General features: G+C 33.9%; 16 protein-coding genes. 11 read left to right on the forward strand and 5 right to left on the reverse strand.

Annotation, left to right across the window (positions count from 1 at the left end; translation table 11 throughout):
* Window positions 1–53 precede the first annotated feature (53 nt).
* The 5 genes from rlmN to ACFFVB_RS10265 all read left to right on the forward strand — a co-directional run bounded on the left by rlmN (window position 54) and on the right by ACFFVB_RS10265 (window position 4,653).
* Window positions 54–1,094 carry a dual-specificity RNA methyltransferase RlmN gene (rlmN, locus tag ACFFVB_RS10245; RefSeq protein WP_382382639.1) on the forward strand — a complete coding sequence of 347 codons (1,041 nt, stop codon included), beginning with the start codon at window positions 54–56 and terminating at the stop codon, window positions 1,092–1,094.
* A gap of 102 nt (window positions 1,095–1,196) precedes the next feature.
* Window positions 1,197–2,174 carry a polyprenyl synthetase family protein gene (locus tag ACFFVB_RS10250; protein ID WP_382382640.1) on the forward strand — a complete coding sequence of 326 codons (978 nt, stop codon included), beginning with the start codon at window positions 1,197–1,199 and terminating at the stop codon, window positions 2,172–2,174.
* A 54-nt stretch (window positions 2,175–2,228) separates the two neighbouring features.
* Window positions 2,229–2,804: an RNA polymerase sigma factor gene (locus ACFFVB_RS10255; RefSeq protein ID WP_382382641.1), complete on the forward strand. Its 576-nt coding sequence runs from the start codon at window positions 2,229–2,231 to the stop codon at window positions 2,802–2,804.
* Window positions 2,791–3,510, forward strand: coding sequence for a hypothetical protein (locus ACFFVB_RS10260; RefSeq protein ID WP_382382642.1), 720 nt, complete (start codon window positions 2,791–2,793; stop codon window positions 3,508–3,510). The genes ACFFVB_RS10255 and ACFFVB_RS10260 overlap by 14 nt, the downstream gene beginning before the upstream one ends.
* Before the next feature lie 45 nt (window positions 3,511–3,555).
* Complete coding sequence (locus ACFFVB_RS10265; RefSeq protein WP_382382643.1) at window positions 3,556–4,653, forward strand: hypothetical protein; 1,098 nt, start codon at window positions 3,556–3,558, stop codon at window positions 4,651–4,653.
* Between the two features lie 69 nt (window positions 4,654–4,722).
* Here ACFFVB_RS10265 and ACFFVB_RS10270 read toward each other — a convergent pair whose 3' ends face one another.
* Window positions 4,723–6,558: a Xaa-Pro dipeptidyl-peptidase gene (locus ACFFVB_RS10270; protein ID WP_382382644.1), complete on the reverse strand. Its 1,836-nt coding sequence runs from the start codon at window positions 6,556–6,558 to the stop codon at window positions 4,723–4,725.
* A gap of 298 nt (window positions 6,559–6,856) precedes the next feature.
* Between ACFFVB_RS10270 and dnaG the strand changes: the two genes are divergently transcribed.
* On the forward strand, window positions 6,857–8,848 hold the full coding sequence (dnaG, locus tag ACFFVB_RS10275) for a DNA primase (RefSeq protein WP_382382645.1): 1,992 nt from the start codon (window positions 6,857–6,859) through the stop codon (window positions 8,846–8,848).
* Here the strand turns inward: dnaG and ACFFVB_RS10280 are convergent.
* Both ACFFVB_RS10280 and nadE read right to left on the reverse strand, forming a co-directional pair.
* Window positions 8,843–9,469 carry a response regulator gene (locus ACFFVB_RS10280; RefSeq protein WP_382382646.1) on the reverse strand — a complete coding sequence of 209 codons (627 nt, stop codon included), beginning with the start codon at window positions 9,467–9,469 and terminating at the stop codon, window positions 8,843–8,845. The genes dnaG and ACFFVB_RS10280 overlap by 6 nt on opposite strands.
* A 105-nt stretch (window positions 9,470–9,574) precedes the next feature.
* Window positions 9,575–10,363, reverse strand: a complete 789-nt coding sequence (gene nadE / locus ACFFVB_RS10285; protein WP_382382648.1) for an NAD(+) synthase — start codon at window positions 10,361–10,363, stop codon at window positions 9,575–9,577.
* Window positions 10,364–10,455: 92 nt separating this feature from the next.
* Here nadE and gldB point away from each other — a divergent pair, with 92 nt between their 5' ends.
* The 4 genes from gldB to ACFFVB_RS10305 all read left to right on the forward strand — a co-directional run bounded on the left by gldB (window position 10,456) and on the right by ACFFVB_RS10305 (window position 13,629).
* Window positions 10,456–11,421 (forward strand): gliding motility lipoprotein GldB, encoded by a 966-nt coding sequence (gene gldB / locus ACFFVB_RS10290; protein WP_382382649.1) that lies wholly within the window; start codon window positions 10,456–10,458, stop codon window positions 11,419–11,421.
* Window positions 11,421–11,756 carry a gliding motility protein GldC gene (gene gldC / locus ACFFVB_RS10295; RefSeq protein ID WP_382382650.1) on the forward strand — a complete coding sequence of 112 codons (336 nt, stop codon included), beginning with the start codon at window positions 11,421–11,423 and terminating at the stop codon, window positions 11,754–11,756. Before gldB ends, gldC begins: the two co-directional genes overlap by 1 nt.
* A 225-nt stretch (window positions 11,757–11,981) precedes the next feature.
* Window positions 11,982–12,800, forward strand: coding sequence for an SdiA-regulated domain-containing protein (locus ACFFVB_RS10300; RefSeq protein ID WP_382382651.1), 819 nt, complete (start codon window positions 11,982–11,984; stop codon window positions 12,798–12,800).
* 139 nt (window positions 12,801–12,939) lie between these two features.
* A complete protein-coding gene (locus tag ACFFVB_RS10305; RefSeq protein WP_382382652.1) occupies window positions 12,940–13,629 on the forward strand; it encodes a DUF547 domain-containing protein in 690 nt (229 codons plus the stop codon).
* Window positions 13,630–13,640: 11 nt separating this feature from the next.
* Here the strand turns inward: ACFFVB_RS10305 and ACFFVB_RS10310 are convergent, their stop codons facing one another.
* On the reverse strand, window positions 13,641–14,603 hold the full coding sequence (locus ACFFVB_RS10310) for a nucleoside hydrolase (protein ID WP_382382653.1): 963 nt from the start codon (window positions 14,601–14,603) through the stop codon (window positions 13,641–13,643).
* Between the two features lie 2 nt (window positions 14,604–14,605).
* The gene (locus tag ACFFVB_RS10315) at window positions 14,606–15,595 is read right to left on the reverse strand and encodes a phosphotransferase (protein ID WP_382382654.1); all 990 of its coding nucleotides are present in this window, start codon (window positions 15,593–15,595) and stop codon (window positions 14,606–14,608) included.
* 251 nt (window positions 15,596–15,846) lie between these two features.
* Between ACFFVB_RS10315 and ACFFVB_RS10320 the strand changes: the two genes are divergently transcribed.
* Window positions 15,847–16,608, forward strand: a complete 762-nt coding sequence (locus ACFFVB_RS10320; protein WP_382382655.1) for a DUF547 domain-containing protein — start codon at window positions 15,847–15,849, stop codon at window positions 16,606–16,608.
* Window positions 16,609–16,618: the final 10 nt, after the last annotated feature.

The following is a 16,618-nucleotide window of genomic DNA, read 5'->3' on the forward strand; positions in this document are numbered from 1 at the left end:
AAGTCTACATAGACCAAATATGCTAATTTCAATTTAATTACTTTTGCAGTATTATGGCAAACAAGAAAAAGGACGTTCGGGCATTAACAAAAGATCAACTTAGAAATTTTTTCGAATCTCAAGGTGATAAAGCATTTCGTGGAAATCAGGTTTATGAATGGTTGTGGAGCAAAGGCGCACACGATTTTGATGATATGACGAATGTGTCGAAAGAGACCCGACAAATGTTAGAAGATAATTTTGTAATTAACCACATAAAAGTGGATACCATGCAACGTAGTAATGATGGTACGGTTAAAAATGCTGTACAATTACACGATGGTTTGGTGGTCGAGTCTGTTTTAATTCCAGCAAAAAACAGAACAACGGCTTGTGTATCTAGTCAGGTGGGATGTAGTTTAGATTGTTTGTTTTGCGCGACTTCGCGTTTAAAACGTATGCGTAATTTAAATCCAGACGAAATTTACGATCAGGTGGTTGCCATAGACAATCAGAGTAGATTGTATCAAGATAGACCGTTAAGTAATATTGTGTTTATGGGTATGGGTGAACCACTTATGAATTACAATAATGTTATTAAGGCCATAGATAAAATTACAGATGTTGAAGGTTTAGGAATGTCTCCAAGACGTATTACAGTGTCTACTTCAGGAGTTCCTAAGATAATTAAAAAAATGGCAGACGACGAGGTTAAGTTTAAACTTGCGGTGTCTCTGCATTCTGCAATCGATGAGGTTAGAACGTCAATCATGCCGTTTAACGAAACCTTTCCTTTAGCAGATTTACGTGCTGCTTTAGAATATTGGTACAGTAAGACCAAAAGCAGAATTACTTACGAATATGTCATTTGGAAGGGTATTAACGACAAAAGAAAAGATGTCGATGCGCTTGTTCAGTTTTGTAAATTCGCTCCGAGTAAAGTCAATTTAATTGAATATAACCCAATCGACGACGGACAATTCCAACAAGCACCAGACGATGCTATAAATATGTATGTCAAAGTTCTTGAAGCAAACAACATCACGGTTACCATTAGACGTTCTAGAGGTAAAGATATCGATGCTGCTTGCGGGCAATTGGCAAATAAAAGCTAATTATAGCCCCATATTAAAAACATTAATGCACATTTTAAATCCTAGTTTATAACATTCATTTTTATTAGGTTTGTATAGATTACTAATCCCTAAGATTTCTAGTTGAAAATTGTAGAGCAAATAAAGCAACCTATCGCTTACGAAATGGAACTTTTCGAACAAAAGTTCTTACTTTCTATGTCTTCGAAAGTCGCTTTGCTAAATAGAATTACCCATTATATTGTAAATAGAAAAGGGAAACAAATGCGACCTATGTTCGTGTTTTTAGTCTCTAAAATGGTGTCTAACGGCGAAGTTAGCGAACGTACCTATCGTGGTGCTTCGGTAATCGAACTTATACATACAGCCACTTTAGTGCACGACGATGTGGTAGATGATAGTAATAGACGTCGCGGATTCTTCTCTGTAAATGCACTCTGGAAAAATAAGATTGCCGTTCTAGTTGGCGATTACCTGTTATCTAAAGGATTATTATTATCTATTGATAATAACGATTTCGATTTGCTTAAAATTATTTCTATTGCTGTTCGTGAAATGAGCGAAGGGGAATTGCTCCAAATAGAGAAAGCACGACGTTTAGATATTACAGAAGATATCTATTATGAAATTATCCGTCAGAAAACAGCAACTTTAATCGCTGCGTGTTGCAGTTTGGGAGCAGCTTCGGTTAAACCGGAATCTACTCATGTAGAAATCATGCGTAAATTTGGAGAGCTTATCGGAATGGCATTTCAGATTAAAGATGATTTATTCGACTACGGCCAAGAGAAAATTGGTAAACCTACCGGAATCGATATTAAAGAGCAAAAAATGACACTTCCTTTAATTCATGTGCTCAATAAAGTCTCTAAAAAAGATAGTAAATGGTTAATTAATTCTATTAAGAACCATAACAAAGATGCTAAACGCGTAAAAGAAGTGATTGCTTTTGTAAAGGAACAAGGTGGACTAGATTATGCCGTAACCAAAATGAAAGCATTTCAGGAAGAAGCTTTAAAATTGTTAGAACCTTACCCAGAATCGGCCTACAAAACATCATTAGTTTTAATGGTGAATTATGTGATCGAAAGAAAAAAATAAAATCTTCAGGCAACCTTTTACTTTGTTTTTGCGTCTTTATAAATAGAAGACCAAATGAAACCGCTTTTGAAAGTCATTCAGTTGCATAAAAACCAAAATCAGCTTATAAAAAAGGCTATCCAAAATCAGCGCGAAGCACAGCAAGCGTTGTATGATTGGCATGCGCCTAAAATGCTAAGTGTTTGCAGGTATTACATTAAAGATGTACACCATGCCGAAGAAGTGATGCTGAATGGTTTCTATAAAGTGTTTACACAATTGCATACATTTCAAGACAAAGGTTCTTTTGAGGGGTGGATTCGAAGAATTATGGTTCGTGAGTCTATTTCATTTTTAAGACAAAAAAAGCAAATTGTTTTTGCTGAAGTTGAAAATGAAACGGGAGATTTTTCCTCACTATCTAGCGATGAAAATTTTGCGGTTGAAGACATTCAAATGCTTATAGATCATTTGCCCGAAGGCTATAAAATGGTATTTGTAATGTATGCTATAGAAGGCTATAAACATCATGAAATTGCCGATATGCTTAAAATTTCTGAAGGGACTTCTAAATCGCAATTGTATAAAGCAAGGCAGTTGCTTCAACAGCAGGTAAATGCATTAAATTCCGATAGTTATGGTGTCAAATAATTTCGAAAATAAAATAAAAGAGTCTCTAGAGGAACGCCGTTTGCAACCGTCTTCCAATGCATGGGGTAAACTACAATCACAATTAGATACTCAAGAGCATACACGTTCTTTTAAACCGTATTGGTTTATGGGAATTGCCGCGAGTTTTATAGGTGTATTATTACTTAGTACTTGGATGTTTCGATCGTATGCTGATACCGATTTACAAGTTGTAGAGGTAGAAAATCCTATTGAAAAAATAGAAGTCGTTATAGATTCTTCTGTTTCAAGTTTAGATAATATTATCGTTTCGACTCCAAAAGATGAGGGTATTATAACTTCAAAAGAAATTGGAACCTCTAAAGTTGTTTTTTCAAATAAAAACAGAAAAAAAACTCATACTATAGTTGAAACTGCAAATGAAAAAGAAGCTTCTACACCGTCTAAAAATTTAAATTCTACACCTGAAGATACATTGTCCAATGCTGCTTTAGCACAGCAAAAAGATAGTGGTAGTAACGATTATATCGAAGACTTATTACAACAAGCGGAACAGCAAATTGGTTCTGAAAACGCATTAAAAGAGAGTCAGCGCACAGTCGATTCGAAAGCGCTTTTAGAAAGTGTAGAAAACGATATCGAGCATAGTTTTAGAGATAAAGTTTTCGAGGCCGTAAAATCAGGCTTTGTAAAGGTTAAAACCGCTGTTGTAGAACGCAACGATTAACAAATTTCATCAAAATCAATCATCATTAATCAAAAAACGAATCGTATGAACACCATTACTAAATTAACAATTACACTCATCTTAATTTTAGTCTCACAACTTAGTGTCGCTCAGGACACAGAAGTGAAAGATTCTCTAAATATGGAGCGTATCCAAATTTTAAAAACTCAAAAAGAAACGATTAGAAGTGAAGAAAAGGAGCTGTTAAGACAAGAGGTCGAGGCTATTAACGAGAAAGTGGATGCCGATTATATTACTATGGAAGAAGGCGAAATCTTAAAGAAAGAAGTTGCTAAAAAACGCGCTTTGAACATAGAAAACCGTGTCGCTATAATCGATAATAAAATGGATTTACTGGAACGTAATACAGAGTCTTATACTTTTGGCGACAGCGGTGAGATTATTATTAGAATTGGCAAAGATTACGATAGCGATAGGTCTAGCGAACAAACATCTATTTATATCGGCCCTAAAAGTAAAAGTAAGCGGGTACCCATATTTGATAAGCGTACCACAAGCGATTTGGTGTTCGCTATCGGGTTTAATAATGCGCTAATTGAAGGAGAAAGTTTAAACGATTCGCCTTATAAACTTGGTGGTTCTGGATTTGTAGAATTAGGTTGGGCATGGAAAACACGCGTGTTCGAAAACTCTAATGCCGTGCGATTAAAATACGGTGCATCACTACAATGGAATAAATTAGATATAAAAAACAATATGTATTTCCGCGAAGATGGCGATCAGGTTGTTTTCGAGGAATTCCCTTTTGAAGTGCGAAAATCAAAATTTAGAACAACAAATTTAGTGTTTCCCGTGCATTTTGAATTTGGACCATCTAAGAAAATTGAAAAGGAAGATTATTTTAGATATTCTACCCACAAAAAATTTAAATTCGGAATTGGAGGTTATGGAGGATTTAATATTTCATCACTTCAAAAGGTTAAATATAAAGAAGATGGAAATAATCAGAAAAAGAAATACAAAGATTACGATGCAGTAAATAGTTTTGTATATGGTGTTAGTAGTTACGTCTCTCTTGGGAGTGTTGGCTTGTATGTTAAATACGATTTATCTCCCATATTTAAACACCAAGAATTTGAACAAAATAATATATCTGTAGGTTTACGTTTCGATATGGATTAGAGTAAATAAAAAAGGCTTCAAAATTAATTGAAGCCTTTTTTATTTATGAGCTATTATTAGGTAGTCCTATTAGTGAGTAGCCTTTTTAAAGGCATTTTCGCCACCTACTATTGGTATGTTTAATGTTGTTTCGTTTAAGTCTATTGTTAATTCTGTCCCTGCTTTTGGTAGAATTGTATATTGATTATCACTAGAAAAAATCATAAGACCAATTTGTTGTCCTTTTTTAATCACTTGATCATCTGGTTGAAGATCGAATGTTAGGTTATAAAATTCTCCCGGAACTAAAGGCTCACTAGTTCTAATCGATTTAGAGTTTTGAGGATCTGCCCAACCACGAGTAATTATATTATCTGTAATAGGAGCTTTCTTGTCTGCATTCCAAGGTAAAGAAACCAACCAAACAGATAAGTTTGCAGCAGGTTTACTACTTGCTAATTTTATACTTATTTGAGCTAGTCCAGAGATATGAACATCTTTCTTGAATTTTGGAGTAACATATAATAATCTATGTGCAGATGCTGGTAATGTAGCTAAAGAATCACCAGAAAAACTAGCGTCATCTATTAATGTCTCTTGAACATTTTTCCCTGGATTTTTTGTGCTTAATTCTCCTGCTTTATTACCTCCAGCTTTTAAATGTAAAGTCACCATTTTAGCTTCTGGATTTGGGTAATCTGCATAAGCGGTAGGCTTACTTTTATCATCATATTCTCTTACAATCCATGCTTTAGGATCGTTTTCTACACCATTATCAATATCGTATAAAAAGTGAGTAAACCAACGATTCATCATAGACACAGGAGGTGGTCCGCCGTGCCCGTTTTGGTGATAGTAAAGTTGTGCAGGAAGACCTTTTGCTTTAACAGCTTGGTAAATACGGTTACTATGTTCTGGCATAACATTCCAATCGTTAAAACCATGAGACATTAAAAGTGCCGCTTTCATTGGTCCTAAATCATGTATATAATCTCTACCAGCCCAGAAATCATTATAATCTCCAGTCTTTCTATCCATACCATTCATCATTTCGGTATCACGAATCGTTTTGTTTCCATATGCTTTTGAAGCATCATCTCCTGCACTATGGATGTAATCATACAATACATCGATATCTTCACCTAAATAACCACCTGGAGAACGCACTAAACCATTCGATCTATAGTAGTGGTAATACGATGTGTTAGGAGCTACAGGAATAATGGCTTTTAAACCTTCTACACCAGTTGTTGCTGCGGCTAAAGGAATTGTCCCGTTGTAAGACGTACCTGTCATTCCTACTTTTCCTGTAGACCAAAATGCTTCAACGGTTTCGTTACCATCAGGAGTTGTATATCCTTTTGCACGACCGTTTAACCAATCTATAACTGCTTTTGGAGCTAGAGATTCGTTATCGCCACCAACAGTTGGAGATCCTTGCGATAATCCTGTTCCAGGAGAAGAAGAGTGCACTACAATATAACCACGTGGTACCCATATTTTTACTTGAGAATTTGAAATTATAGGGCGTTGTCCTTTGCGAATGACATTTGAATGTACACGAGGTTTTTCGTCTGCACCAATTTCATGATTTACATCCCAAAATAAACCAGGGACATCTGTTGCAACACCAGCGTAATATGGACTAGATTCATAAACTATTGGAAGTTTTAAACCTTCAGTATCTGTTTGTTTCTGACGTGTAACATCTACATGCATACGGTCTGGTTTCCCATCTCCGTCGGTGTCAAATTCTGTTTCTACCCACAGATCATGGCGAATCCATTCTTTTGGATTATTAAATGCTTCTACAATTTGAGCTTCACCATCTTTAAAAACTGGAGCGGCTTTTTCTTGTGCAGAAACGGCGCTAACAGCAGTTAAAATAAATGAAATTAAAAGAAAATTAAGATAATGATTTTTCATTCTTAGATTTTAGTAAAATTAGGCGACTAAGTTAATCATTTGATACAATTCAAGATGTGAAATTTTTACCAAAATACTATACTATTATACTATTGCGTGTTATGGTGTTAGTGTTTAAATTTTAAAATTTTGTATTTTTCTAGGAGAATTTGAGGGGCATTTATTTCGAAAAGAAGCTTAGTTCCTGATTCTAAGTGCGAAATAATATTTTAACGTTTATGACAAGAATAAGCAGAATTTCCTTAATTGTTTTAAATATCTTTGCACCTTAATTCTCATCATTTAAAACCCTATTTCCTTGATTTCAAAATCTTCCATAGACACTGTATTTGAAGCTTCACGATTAGAAGAAGTTATTGGCGATTTTGTTCAGCTTAAAAAAGCAGGAAGTAACTATAAAGGTTTGAGTCCGTTTAGTGATGAGCGCTCTCCGAGTTTTGTGGTCTCTCCTGTAAAGCAGATTTGGAAAGATTTTTCTAGCGGAAAAGGAGGGAATGTTGTGGCCTTTCTAATGGAGCACGAACATTTTACTTATCCCGAAGCTATTAAGTATTTAGCGAAAAAATACGGGATAGAAGTTGAAGAAACCGAGCAAACTAACGAAGAAAAGGAAAAGCAAGACGCGCGAGAAAGTTTGTATTTGGTAAGTGAATTTGCAAATACCTATTTTCAGAAAATAATGCATAAAACGGATGCTGGTCAGGCTATTGGTTTAAGTTATTTTAAAGAACGTGGTTTTACGCCTGAAACGATTAAATCTTTTGGTTTAGGATATGCGTTAGATGAATGGCAGGCCTTTTCTGATGAAGCTTTAAAAAAAGGGTATAAGTTAGAATTTTTAGAAAAAACAGGACTTACTATAGTTAAAGGAGAGAAATATTTTGACCGATTTAAAGGGCGTGTTTTATTTCCTATTCAGAGTATGAGTGGGCGTGTCTTAGGATTTGGAGGCCGTATTTTAACTAATGATAAGAAGGCTGCTAAGTATATGAACTCTCCTGAAAGTGAGATTTATTATAAAAGTAAGGTCTTGTATGGTATTTATCATGCGAAACAGAGTATTGCGAAGGAAGATAATTGTTTTTTAGTTGAAGGGTATACCGATGTGATTCAGTTTCATCAAACGGGAATTACCAATGTGGTATCGTCTTCAGGAACGGCTTTAACGCCAGAGCAGATTCGATTAATAAATAGACTAACAAAAAATATTACAGTATTATTTGATGGTGATGCTGCGGGAATGCGTGCATCTGTTCGAGGGATAGATTTAATACTAGAACAAGGTATGAATGTGCGTGTATGTACGTTTCCGCAAGGCGAAGATCCGGACAGTTTTGCGAAACAAAATACAGAACAAGAACTACGTGCTTATTTAGAAGAAAATGCCAAAGATTTTATTCAGTTTAAAGCTGGGTTATTGGTGCAAGATGCTAAAAACGATCCGATAAAGAAGGCGGATACCATTCGCGATATTATTCAGAGTATTTCTAAAATTCCAGATCGTATTAAGCAAGAAGTATATTTGCAAGAATGCGCTAGAATTATGGATATTAGCGAGTCTGTATTGTTTAGCTCGTTAGCACAAATAAGTAGTAAGAGTAGTAATAAGCCTTCTAGTGGTAGCAGTAGCAGTGGTAACAGTTATGGTCAAGATGGTCCACCTCCTGATTTTTTTGAAGTTATAAGAAATGAAGAGCAACCTAATAAAAAGGTGGATGTTCAATATCTTTTAGAACGAAAAATTATTGAAATTTTACTGCTTTATGGGAATAGAGTGGAAGATTTTGAAGATTTAATTTTAAAAGAAAATGATAAAGGCGATTTAGAATTAGAACCTGTAGTGCAACAAGCTAAAGTTTTCGAGAAAATCTTCTTGGATCTCCAAGAAGATGAAATGCAGTTTGGAAATGAGACCTTTAAAACCTTGTATTATACTATTATTGAAAAATTAAATCTTAACCCAGACTTTGTCTTAGAACAATTTGTAAATACGGTAGATCAGCAATTATCTCAAGAAATCACTAGTATACTAATGGAAGACGAGAGACATACGTTGCATGATTGGGAGCGTAATAATATATTTCCAAAATCGAAAACAGAAGGTGTAGCACAATTGGTAAGCGAAACTATTTTAAGTTTACGTTGCTTTTTAATAGACCAGAAAGTATTAGAATTTCAGCAATCGACTTTAGAACATAAGAGTGATACTAACCGAAATATTCTCGAGGAAGTAAAAGATTATTATGGTCTTAAAATGTTATTATCTAGAAAACTAACACGGGTGTTATGATTCTAGTAGCTTGGCTTGATTTAATAAATCGACTAAGTTAGAGGCGTTTAGTTTTTTCATTAAACGCGCTTTATAGGTGCTCACAGTTTTTTCGTTTATGTCTAATTCTTGAGCAATTTCCTTGTTTTTCTTTCCTACAGACAAGAGTTTTAAAACTTCTACTTCGCGGGTAGATAATTTTTTATAGACGGATCCTGTTCTGTTTATACGTTCTCCAAAAGCCAAACGGTGCGTTAAATCGTTACTCAAATAAATACCACCTTGATTAATTTTTAAAATGGCTTCACGAAGCGTTAAGATATTGGCTGTTTTAGAAATGTATCCAGAAGCGCCAGCTTTAATAGAACTCATAGCATAAACTTCTTCAGGATGAGTGCTGAAAATTAAGACTTTTACGTTAGGATATTCCTTTTTTAAACGCCTCAAAGCAGTGATTCCATTTAGTTTGGGCAAGTCGATTTCGGAGACTAATATGTCTACGGTGTTGTTTTTTAGAAAACTAAAAATGGATTCACCATCGTCTACGCCACCTTCAACTTGAATAACGGGAGATGTTAAAAATAATAATTCTAACCCTTTACGAATAATAGGGTGATGATCGGCTACCAGCAGTTTAATCATAATTTAGATGTTTTAAATATAATATAAGACTGTTGGGGCAGCAGATTCAATTTAGAACCCAGTCATTGTAAATATAGAGAAAAACTATTTATTTAAGGAATTATTTTATTTTAAATTATTTGGGATCAAACATATAGGGATTGGATCCATTTTATGTTTGTTGCTTGTATTGTACCTTTTATATATTGTGAATACTTCTTTTTCTCGTCCTGAAAATGCATTGGCAGTTTTACCTTTGTCCGCCATTTCCATAGCCCATTCTAATTCTGGATATGAGGCTCCAATTTGATCTTCGTCACTTCTAGCATCTCCAAATAAACCGTCGCTTGGAGCAGCTTCAATGATAGAGCTCGGTACATTTAAAGCTTTCGCAAGGGTGTAGACTTCAGATTTCATTAAATCGGCTATCGGACTTAAATCTACGCCACCATCTCCGTATTTTGTGTAAAATCCTACACCAAAATCTTCAACTTTGTTTCCTGTTCCAGCAACTAAAAGACCTTGTAATCCAGCGTAATAGTATAACGTAGACATGCGTAAACGTGCTCTTGTATTAGCAAGAGCCATGGCAACTGTGGCATCTTCGCCTTCCAAAGATACTTCGGTCTTAAATCCTTCGAAAACAGGAGTTAAGTCTACTCGGGTATCTTTTACATTGTCAAATCTATCGCTAAGTTGTTTTATATGTTCTACTGCTCTAGAAACATGGCTTGGTGCTTGGTGAATAGGCATTTCTACACACAATACTTCTAAACCTGTAAGGGCACATAATGTAGAGGCCACGGCAGAATCAATCCCACCGGAAATTCCGATAACAAAACCATTTACTTTTGCATTTACGGCATATTCTTTTAACCAATTTACGATGTGATCTACAATTTTTTCTGTTTGCATTTTTCGAGGATTTAATACAAAGAATCTTACCTTTGCCTAACAAAAATAAACGAAACGTTTAAGTTATAAAAATTAACGGCATCTAGTTTTATATGAAATATCTAAGTTTTTTCCTTTTAGTAATAATCACAGTAGTTTCTTGTAAAAATGATAGTAAAGTAATCGATGAAATTTCGAATATTGAAATGCCGGTGACAATAGAGCGTTTCGATGTGGAATTTGCTAAGGCAACTCCCGCCGATTTGAACGGATTAAAGACCAATTATCCATTTATGTTTTCAAAATCGTATCCAGATGCTTTTTGGATGGATAAAATTCAAGATACATTACAGCAAGAATTATCTGAAGCTGTGATTAAAACCTATCCCTCTGTAGAAGATTTGGAAGCCGAAATTTCATCACTATTTCAACATTTAAAATTTTATTATCCAGAATTTAAGGCTCCACGTGTTATTAGTACCACGTCGTATGTAGATTATCGCAATAAAGTAATTGTTACAGATTCTATAGATTTAATTGCTCTAGATACCTATTTAGGGCCGGAGCATGAATTTTATTTGGGGGTTCAGGAATATATTAAAAGAGGGTTTCGTAAAGAGCAGATTGTAGTCGATTTAGCCGATGCGTATGCAAATCACTATATATTGCCAATTAAAAATAAGACACTTTTAGATGAAATGATTTCAGCAGGAAAACGTCTATATTTTAAAGATCTTATGATTCCGTTTAAAACGGATGCCGAAAAAATAGAATATTCAGCAGAGAATTTACAATGGGCAGAAGCTAACGAATCCTATATATGGCAGTATTTTGTAGAGCGTGAATTGCTGTTTAGTACAGATTCTAAGTTACCAGGACGTTTTATAAATCCCGCACCATTCTCTAAATTTTATTTGGCCGACATCGATAACGAATCGCCAGGTAAAATAGGAGTGTATTTAGGATGGCAAATTGTAAGAGCATATATGAGTAATAATACTGAGGTATCTTTTAAGGACATGCTAAATATGAGTTCCGAAGATATCTTTAATCATTCAAAATTTAAACCTAGAAAATAATGGCAGTTAATAAATCAACGATCCAATTAACAGTAGAATTAGATGAAAACCGTGTTCCAGAAAAATTAAATTGGACAGCAGAAGATGGTGGTATTAAAAATGAAGAGGCTAAAGCGATGATGCTTTCGGTTTGGGATAGTAAGGCTCAAGAATCGTTGCGTATAGATCTTTGGACAAAAGATATGCCTGTAGACGAAATGAAAGTGTTTTTCCATCAAACTTTAGTAGCAATGAGTGATACGTTTAACCGGGCAACTCAAGATGAAAAAATGACTGCAACAATGAAAGATTTTTGTGAATATTTCGCCGAAAAATTAGAAATAGATAAAAAATAATCGAGTAAGTTCGAGATATAAAAAAGCGAAGATTTAATTAAATCTTCGCTTTTTTCGTTTCTAAAATCAATATGGAATCCGCTAGGCTCTCTAAAGCTTAAACGCATGAAAGATTTTTACACCCGTGTTTTAAGTGTGATTATTAATTTTATAATTCTCAAGTTTTCTGTTCAGCAAGTAAACACTAAATTTACATTTCAAATTTGATTAGCAAAACGCGATATTATGTTTAAATATATTATTTCACTCTTCTTTTTTATAACCTGTGATCATTCAAAACCGCAACTTGAAATGCCTACAAGTTATCGCTTAGATAAGCCCTCGAGCGAATGGGAAATGCCGAAAAAACTAGTCGAAATTTCGGGAATTTCGGTGTTGAATTTTCCAAATATATTGAGTGTTAATGATGAAGAAGGGAAGTTGTATGAATATAATCTAGAGACTAAAGAAGTAGAAGATCACTATAAGTTTGGAAAAGATGGGGATTATGAAGATTTAGCCATTAATGGAAATACAGTCTATGTGCTTAAATCTAACGGTACTATTTATGAAATTAATGATTTTAAAAAGAACCCCAAAGTAGAAAAATATAAAACTTTTTTGTCTGAAAAGTACGATACTGAAGGTCTTTATTTTGATAAAGGAAACTACCGTTTATTAGTGGCTTGTAAAGAAGAAATTGAAATTGATGGCGTTGATAAAAATGTGATTTACGAGTTCGATTTAAAAACGAACACTTTAAATGAATCTCCTGCTTACACTATCTCTAAAGATAATTTTAAATTTAATACTAAGAAACATGATTTTGCGCCGAGTGGTTTAGCAATTCACCCCCAAACGAACACATTATATATTATTTCTTCGGTTGGTAAACTCATGGTTGAAATGAATCAGGAAGGTGAAATCTTAAGTAAATACACCTTAGACTATCCTCATTTTATTCAACCAGAAGGTATCTTTTTTACTGATAATGGCGACTTGTATATTTCTAATGAGGGCAAGAAAAAAAGAGGTAATATTTTAAAATTCGATTATATAGACTAAAAGAGTTAAGTTCAATTTTTCTTCCGACTAATCTAGAAATAGGTATTCGTGTATTTTAGATTTTGGTATGACGAACATTTCGTGTTCAATTACCTAAAAACAATGCACCAATCTCGAATATATGGATGAATCGAAATCAATGAAAAATTTTAAAAGTTTGCTAACGCTTTCTGAAACGTTGTTGTTAACGGTTAAACTGAAAAAGGATAGCAGTGAAATTGAGCAAGAATTAAGTGCTTTTTCTTTAACAGAATTGTATTCTCAATTATCTATAGATCGAGAAAAGAATACCTTTTGGATAAATATTTATAATGCCTATTTTCAAATTTTAGCAAGTCGCGATCATACGCAAGGCAAGCAGATCTTTAAGTCTAAAGCTATAATTATTGCACAAACATATTTTAGTTTAGATGAGATAGAGCATGGTGTTTTAAGAAAATACCGATGGAAAAAGAGTTTAGGGTATTTGCCTAATCTTTTTGCTTCATCATTAATTAGAAAATTAGCTGTACATGCGGTTGATTATCGTATTCATTTTGCTTTAAACTGTGGGGCGAAAAGTTGTCCGCCCATAGCTTTTTACACCTTAGATAAACTAGACCAGCAACTTGATGATGCGATGTATTCTTTTCTGTCTTCGGAAACAACAATTAATAGCGTGACAAAAACCATACAAACCTCTAAACTTTTATTTTGGTATCAAGGTGACTTTGGCGGATTAAAAGGTGTGCGTAATATGTTGAAAACTGTTTTGAACATAGAAAATAGTTCCTATGCTCTTAAATATAAATATTACAGTTGGGAGCCTCAGCTAGAGAATTATATTTAATAAATAACTAACTATTTTGTGGCACTCAAGGTCTCTAGAATTTTTTCTTCAAAACCTAATAAAGCACGTCGTGCATATTTTACTTTCCGTTTAGATTTAAAATCATAAGATACTTCTAAGAATTTTTTGGAAGGTGTATCTGGCTGAATTACTAAGGCATCATTCTTTTTGTACGTTTCTTGTATTGGGATATCTTCATAATACGTGAAATATTCAGGATGCGTTACCATACCTAATGTAGAACAATCGAATGGGATAAAACCACGAATACCAAACAGCTCTTCATTTACTTCCATCCAAGGCTGCACAATATCAAATAACCATTTATCGGCTTCATTGGTTAAATCTAAACTTGCTAAATCTACATTGCCAATAAAAGTATAAGAACTTGGTTCGTATCCTGCAAATTCTAAAGGAATTTCAGTGTTTAGAAGCGTCGTCATAGATTGGGTGTCAAACTCGTAATTATAGTCAAAAAGATTAAGTTTTCCGTGTCCTGGATTAAACAATAAATCTGGAGTTCGTGCAGCACAAATCACTACGCGTTCTATTTGTGGAATAATATCGGGATGGTTTTTCACTAAAGTCGCAATATTTGTCATAGGCCCTAGTGCTAATATGGTCAGTTTTTCCTTTTTTAAGGCTTTATATAACGCTCTGGTGGCATCGTTTTCTGTGCCCAAATCATTAGCCAAATTAGAACCTTTATACACAGGGATGTCTTCGCCTGGATTATGCCAATTTAAAATTTTATTCAATACACCATAACCGTAGTCTACATAGGTAATATTACTAATACCTACAATCTCGATTTGTGGCTGTTTAAGCGCCATAATTAGTGTAATCCCATCATCTACCTCACGAGGGCGTTTGTCAGGCATACCTATCATAATATCCGTGTCAAACCAAACTTTGGTTTGCGCTGTAATACTAGTACTGATTAATAAAATAAATATAATTGCGTAAACTTTCATCTCTAGTTTGTTATTAATTGATAAGCGAATTCTAAATGTTTCTGTTTGTCTTTTAAATCCGATTTTAATGGTAATTGAGCCAATCCTATTAAGCGACGCATAATTTCAACGCCTATAAAACCATTTAAGATGGAGCTGTTTAGTTCATGATAATCGCTATATTCTTCTGCAATTTTATCTATTACGCTTTGTTCCTGATTCGATAAGTATAAATGTGCGATAAAAACGCCTAAATCGAATTCTCTTAAGCCATAGTAACAAAATTCAGGATCGATAATTTTAATACCATCTGCTGTTTGCAACCAGCTTCCAGGATAATAATCGCCATGTAGGAGATAGGTTCCTTTTGTCATGTAAAACGTCCCTAGCTGTTCTACTTTTTGTTTAAGAATAGCATCATTTTTATAAGGTGTTGCTAAAGCTTGGAGTCCTTCCTGAATGGTATCTAAATCAAATCCATTATCTTCTAAAAATGGATAATGAAAAATATGTTCGTAGTTTAATTTACGCATTTCCAAATTAGCCAATTCATCATTAGCTTCAGATTTAGAAAAACATTGGTGCAATATATTTAAATAACTAACCAGAACGGATATGTCTTCTTTGGAAATGTTTTTGTCCAGATTGTATAGCATATTAAAATCATTAGCTTGTCCTAGATCTTCCAAAAGCATAATGTTGTTTAGGGTGTCTAATCCTAAAATCTTGGGCATCTTATTTCGAATAGCCTGAACTTTACTGATTTTTGTATAGAAGTCTGCTTCGGTAAGCACGCGATTTTCAGGCGCTTTAATTTGAGGATATTTTTCGACGTACCCACGAGATTGTTTTATAATAAAAGATCCTGTGTTTGTCGTCACTCGCAAAACACAATTCATGTTTCCTTCGCCAGCTTTAGTCAAAGATATTAAGGTTGCATCCTTAGAGATCCAATCATTCTTTTTTAAGTAATGTGCCAATTTATCCGGCTCACTAGCATGTAATATAAACATAGTTAACTTTTGTTTTAATATTCAATTCCAAATAGAAGCGGGTTTTATATTTAGAAATTTATAATCTACAAGGTAGACGTTACATTTATTTGTTCCTAACACTATAAAAATCTAAAGGGTTGTCTTCCAATTTTAATAATTTGATGAATCTTTTAATGTTGAAATCATTTAGGATTAGTGTTTTAGTAGTCCTATCAAAGTATATTCGTTAGTAAAGGCCATAATTTTCGTCTTTTAAATAAAGCTCTTTTATGAAACATTTCTTTATATTTTTACTTTTTATACCCGTCATCACTTTTTCTAAAGATAATGAAATAGGTATCGTTTACAACGATTTTACAAGCTGTACGAATGGTGATTTTGAAGCTGTATTAGCCGTAGATCATGCACAATGGACGGCGTTATTGTCTAAATATGTTACCAAAGAAGGTAAGGTGGATTATGAAGGTTTTAAAACCGAAGAGAAAGCACTTCATGATTATTTAGATGTTTTAAAAGCAAATGCGCCTTCAGAATTTTGGTCTAAAAAAGAAACTTTAGCCTATTGGATTAATGCTTATAATGCATTTACGGTTCAATTAATTTTAGATAATTCTAGTGTTAAAAGTATAACGGACATTCAAGATCCTTGGGATAAAACATTTATAATTATTGAAAATAAAACTTATAGTTTAGGCTATATTGAGCATAATATACTTCGGAAAGGAGATGAACCACGAATTCATTTCGCTATTAATTGTGCATCTTACTCTTGTCCGATTTTATTAAATGAAGCGTATACTGCAGATCGTTTAGACGCACAATTAGAGGTGGCATCGTATCGCTTTGTTAATGATGATACAAAAAATACAATAACAAAAGGTGCGATTGAAATTTCTAAGATTTTTGAATGGTTTGCCGAAGATTTTGAAGAGGAAGGCATCGTTAGTTTTCTAAATACTTACAGTACGGTTAAAATAAATGCTGATGCCCAGATGACATATAAGGCATATAATTGGAATTTAAACAACTAATGTAGTTCTC

The organism is Formosa undariae, assembly GCF_042427615.1.
Classification (GTDB): Bacteria; Bacteroidota; Bacteroidia; order Flavobacteriales; family Flavobacteriaceae; genus Formosa; species Formosa undariae.

Bases quoted from the DNA above. Each gene is read 5' to 3' on its own strand.
- rlmN (WP_382382639.1), top strand. From the start codon at position 54: ATGGCAAACAAGAAAAAGGACGTTCGGGCATTAACAAAAGATCAACTT.
- ACFFVB_RS10255 (WP_382382641.1), top strand. From the start codon at position 2,229: ATGAAACCGCTTTTGAAAGTCATTCAGTTGCATAAAAACCAAAATCAG.
- ACFFVB_RS10260 (WP_382382642.1), top strand. From the start codon at position 2,791: ATGGTGTCAAATAATTTCGAAAATAAAATAAAAGAGTCTCTAGAGGAA.
- ACFFVB_RS10265 (WP_382382643.1), top strand. From the start codon at position 3,556: ATGAACACCATTACTAAATTAACAATTACACTCATCTTAATTTTAGTC.
- ACFFVB_RS10270 (WP_382382644.1), bottom strand. From the start codon at position 6,558: ATGAAAAATCATTATCTTAATTTTCTTTTAATTTCATTTATTTTAACT.
- ACFFVB_RS10280 (WP_382382646.1), bottom strand. From the start codon at position 9,469: ATGATTAAACTGCTGGTAGCCGATCATCACCCTATTATTCGTAAAGGG.
- nadE (WP_382382648.1), bottom strand. From the start codon at position 10,363: ATGCAAACAGAAAAAATTGTAGATCACATCGTAAATTGGTTAAAAGAA.
- gldB (WP_382382649.1), top strand. From the start codon at position 10,456: ATGAAATATCTAAGTTTTTTCCTTTTAGTAATAATCACAGTAGTTTCT.
- gldC (WP_382382650.1), top strand. From the start codon at position 11,421: ATGGCAGTTAATAAATCAACGATCCAATTAACAGTAGAATTAGATGAA.
- ACFFVB_RS10300 (WP_382382651.1), top strand. From the start codon at position 11,982: ATGTTTAAATATATTATTTCACTCTTCTTTTTTATAACCTGTGATCAT.
- ACFFVB_RS10305 (WP_382382652.1), top strand. From the start codon at position 12,940: ATGAAAAATTTTAAAAGTTTGCTAACGCTTTCTGAAACGTTGTTGTTA.
- ACFFVB_RS10310 (WP_382382653.1), bottom strand. From the start codon at position 14,603: ATGAAAGTTTACGCAATTATATTTATTTTATTAATCAGTACTAGTATT.
- ACFFVB_RS10315 (WP_382382654.1), bottom strand. From the start codon at position 15,595: ATGTTTATATTACATGCTAGTGAGCCGGATAAATTGGCACATTACTTA.
- ACFFVB_RS10320 (WP_382382655.1), top strand. From the start codon at position 15,847: ATGAAACATTTCTTTATATTTTTACTTTTTATACCCGTCATCACTTTT.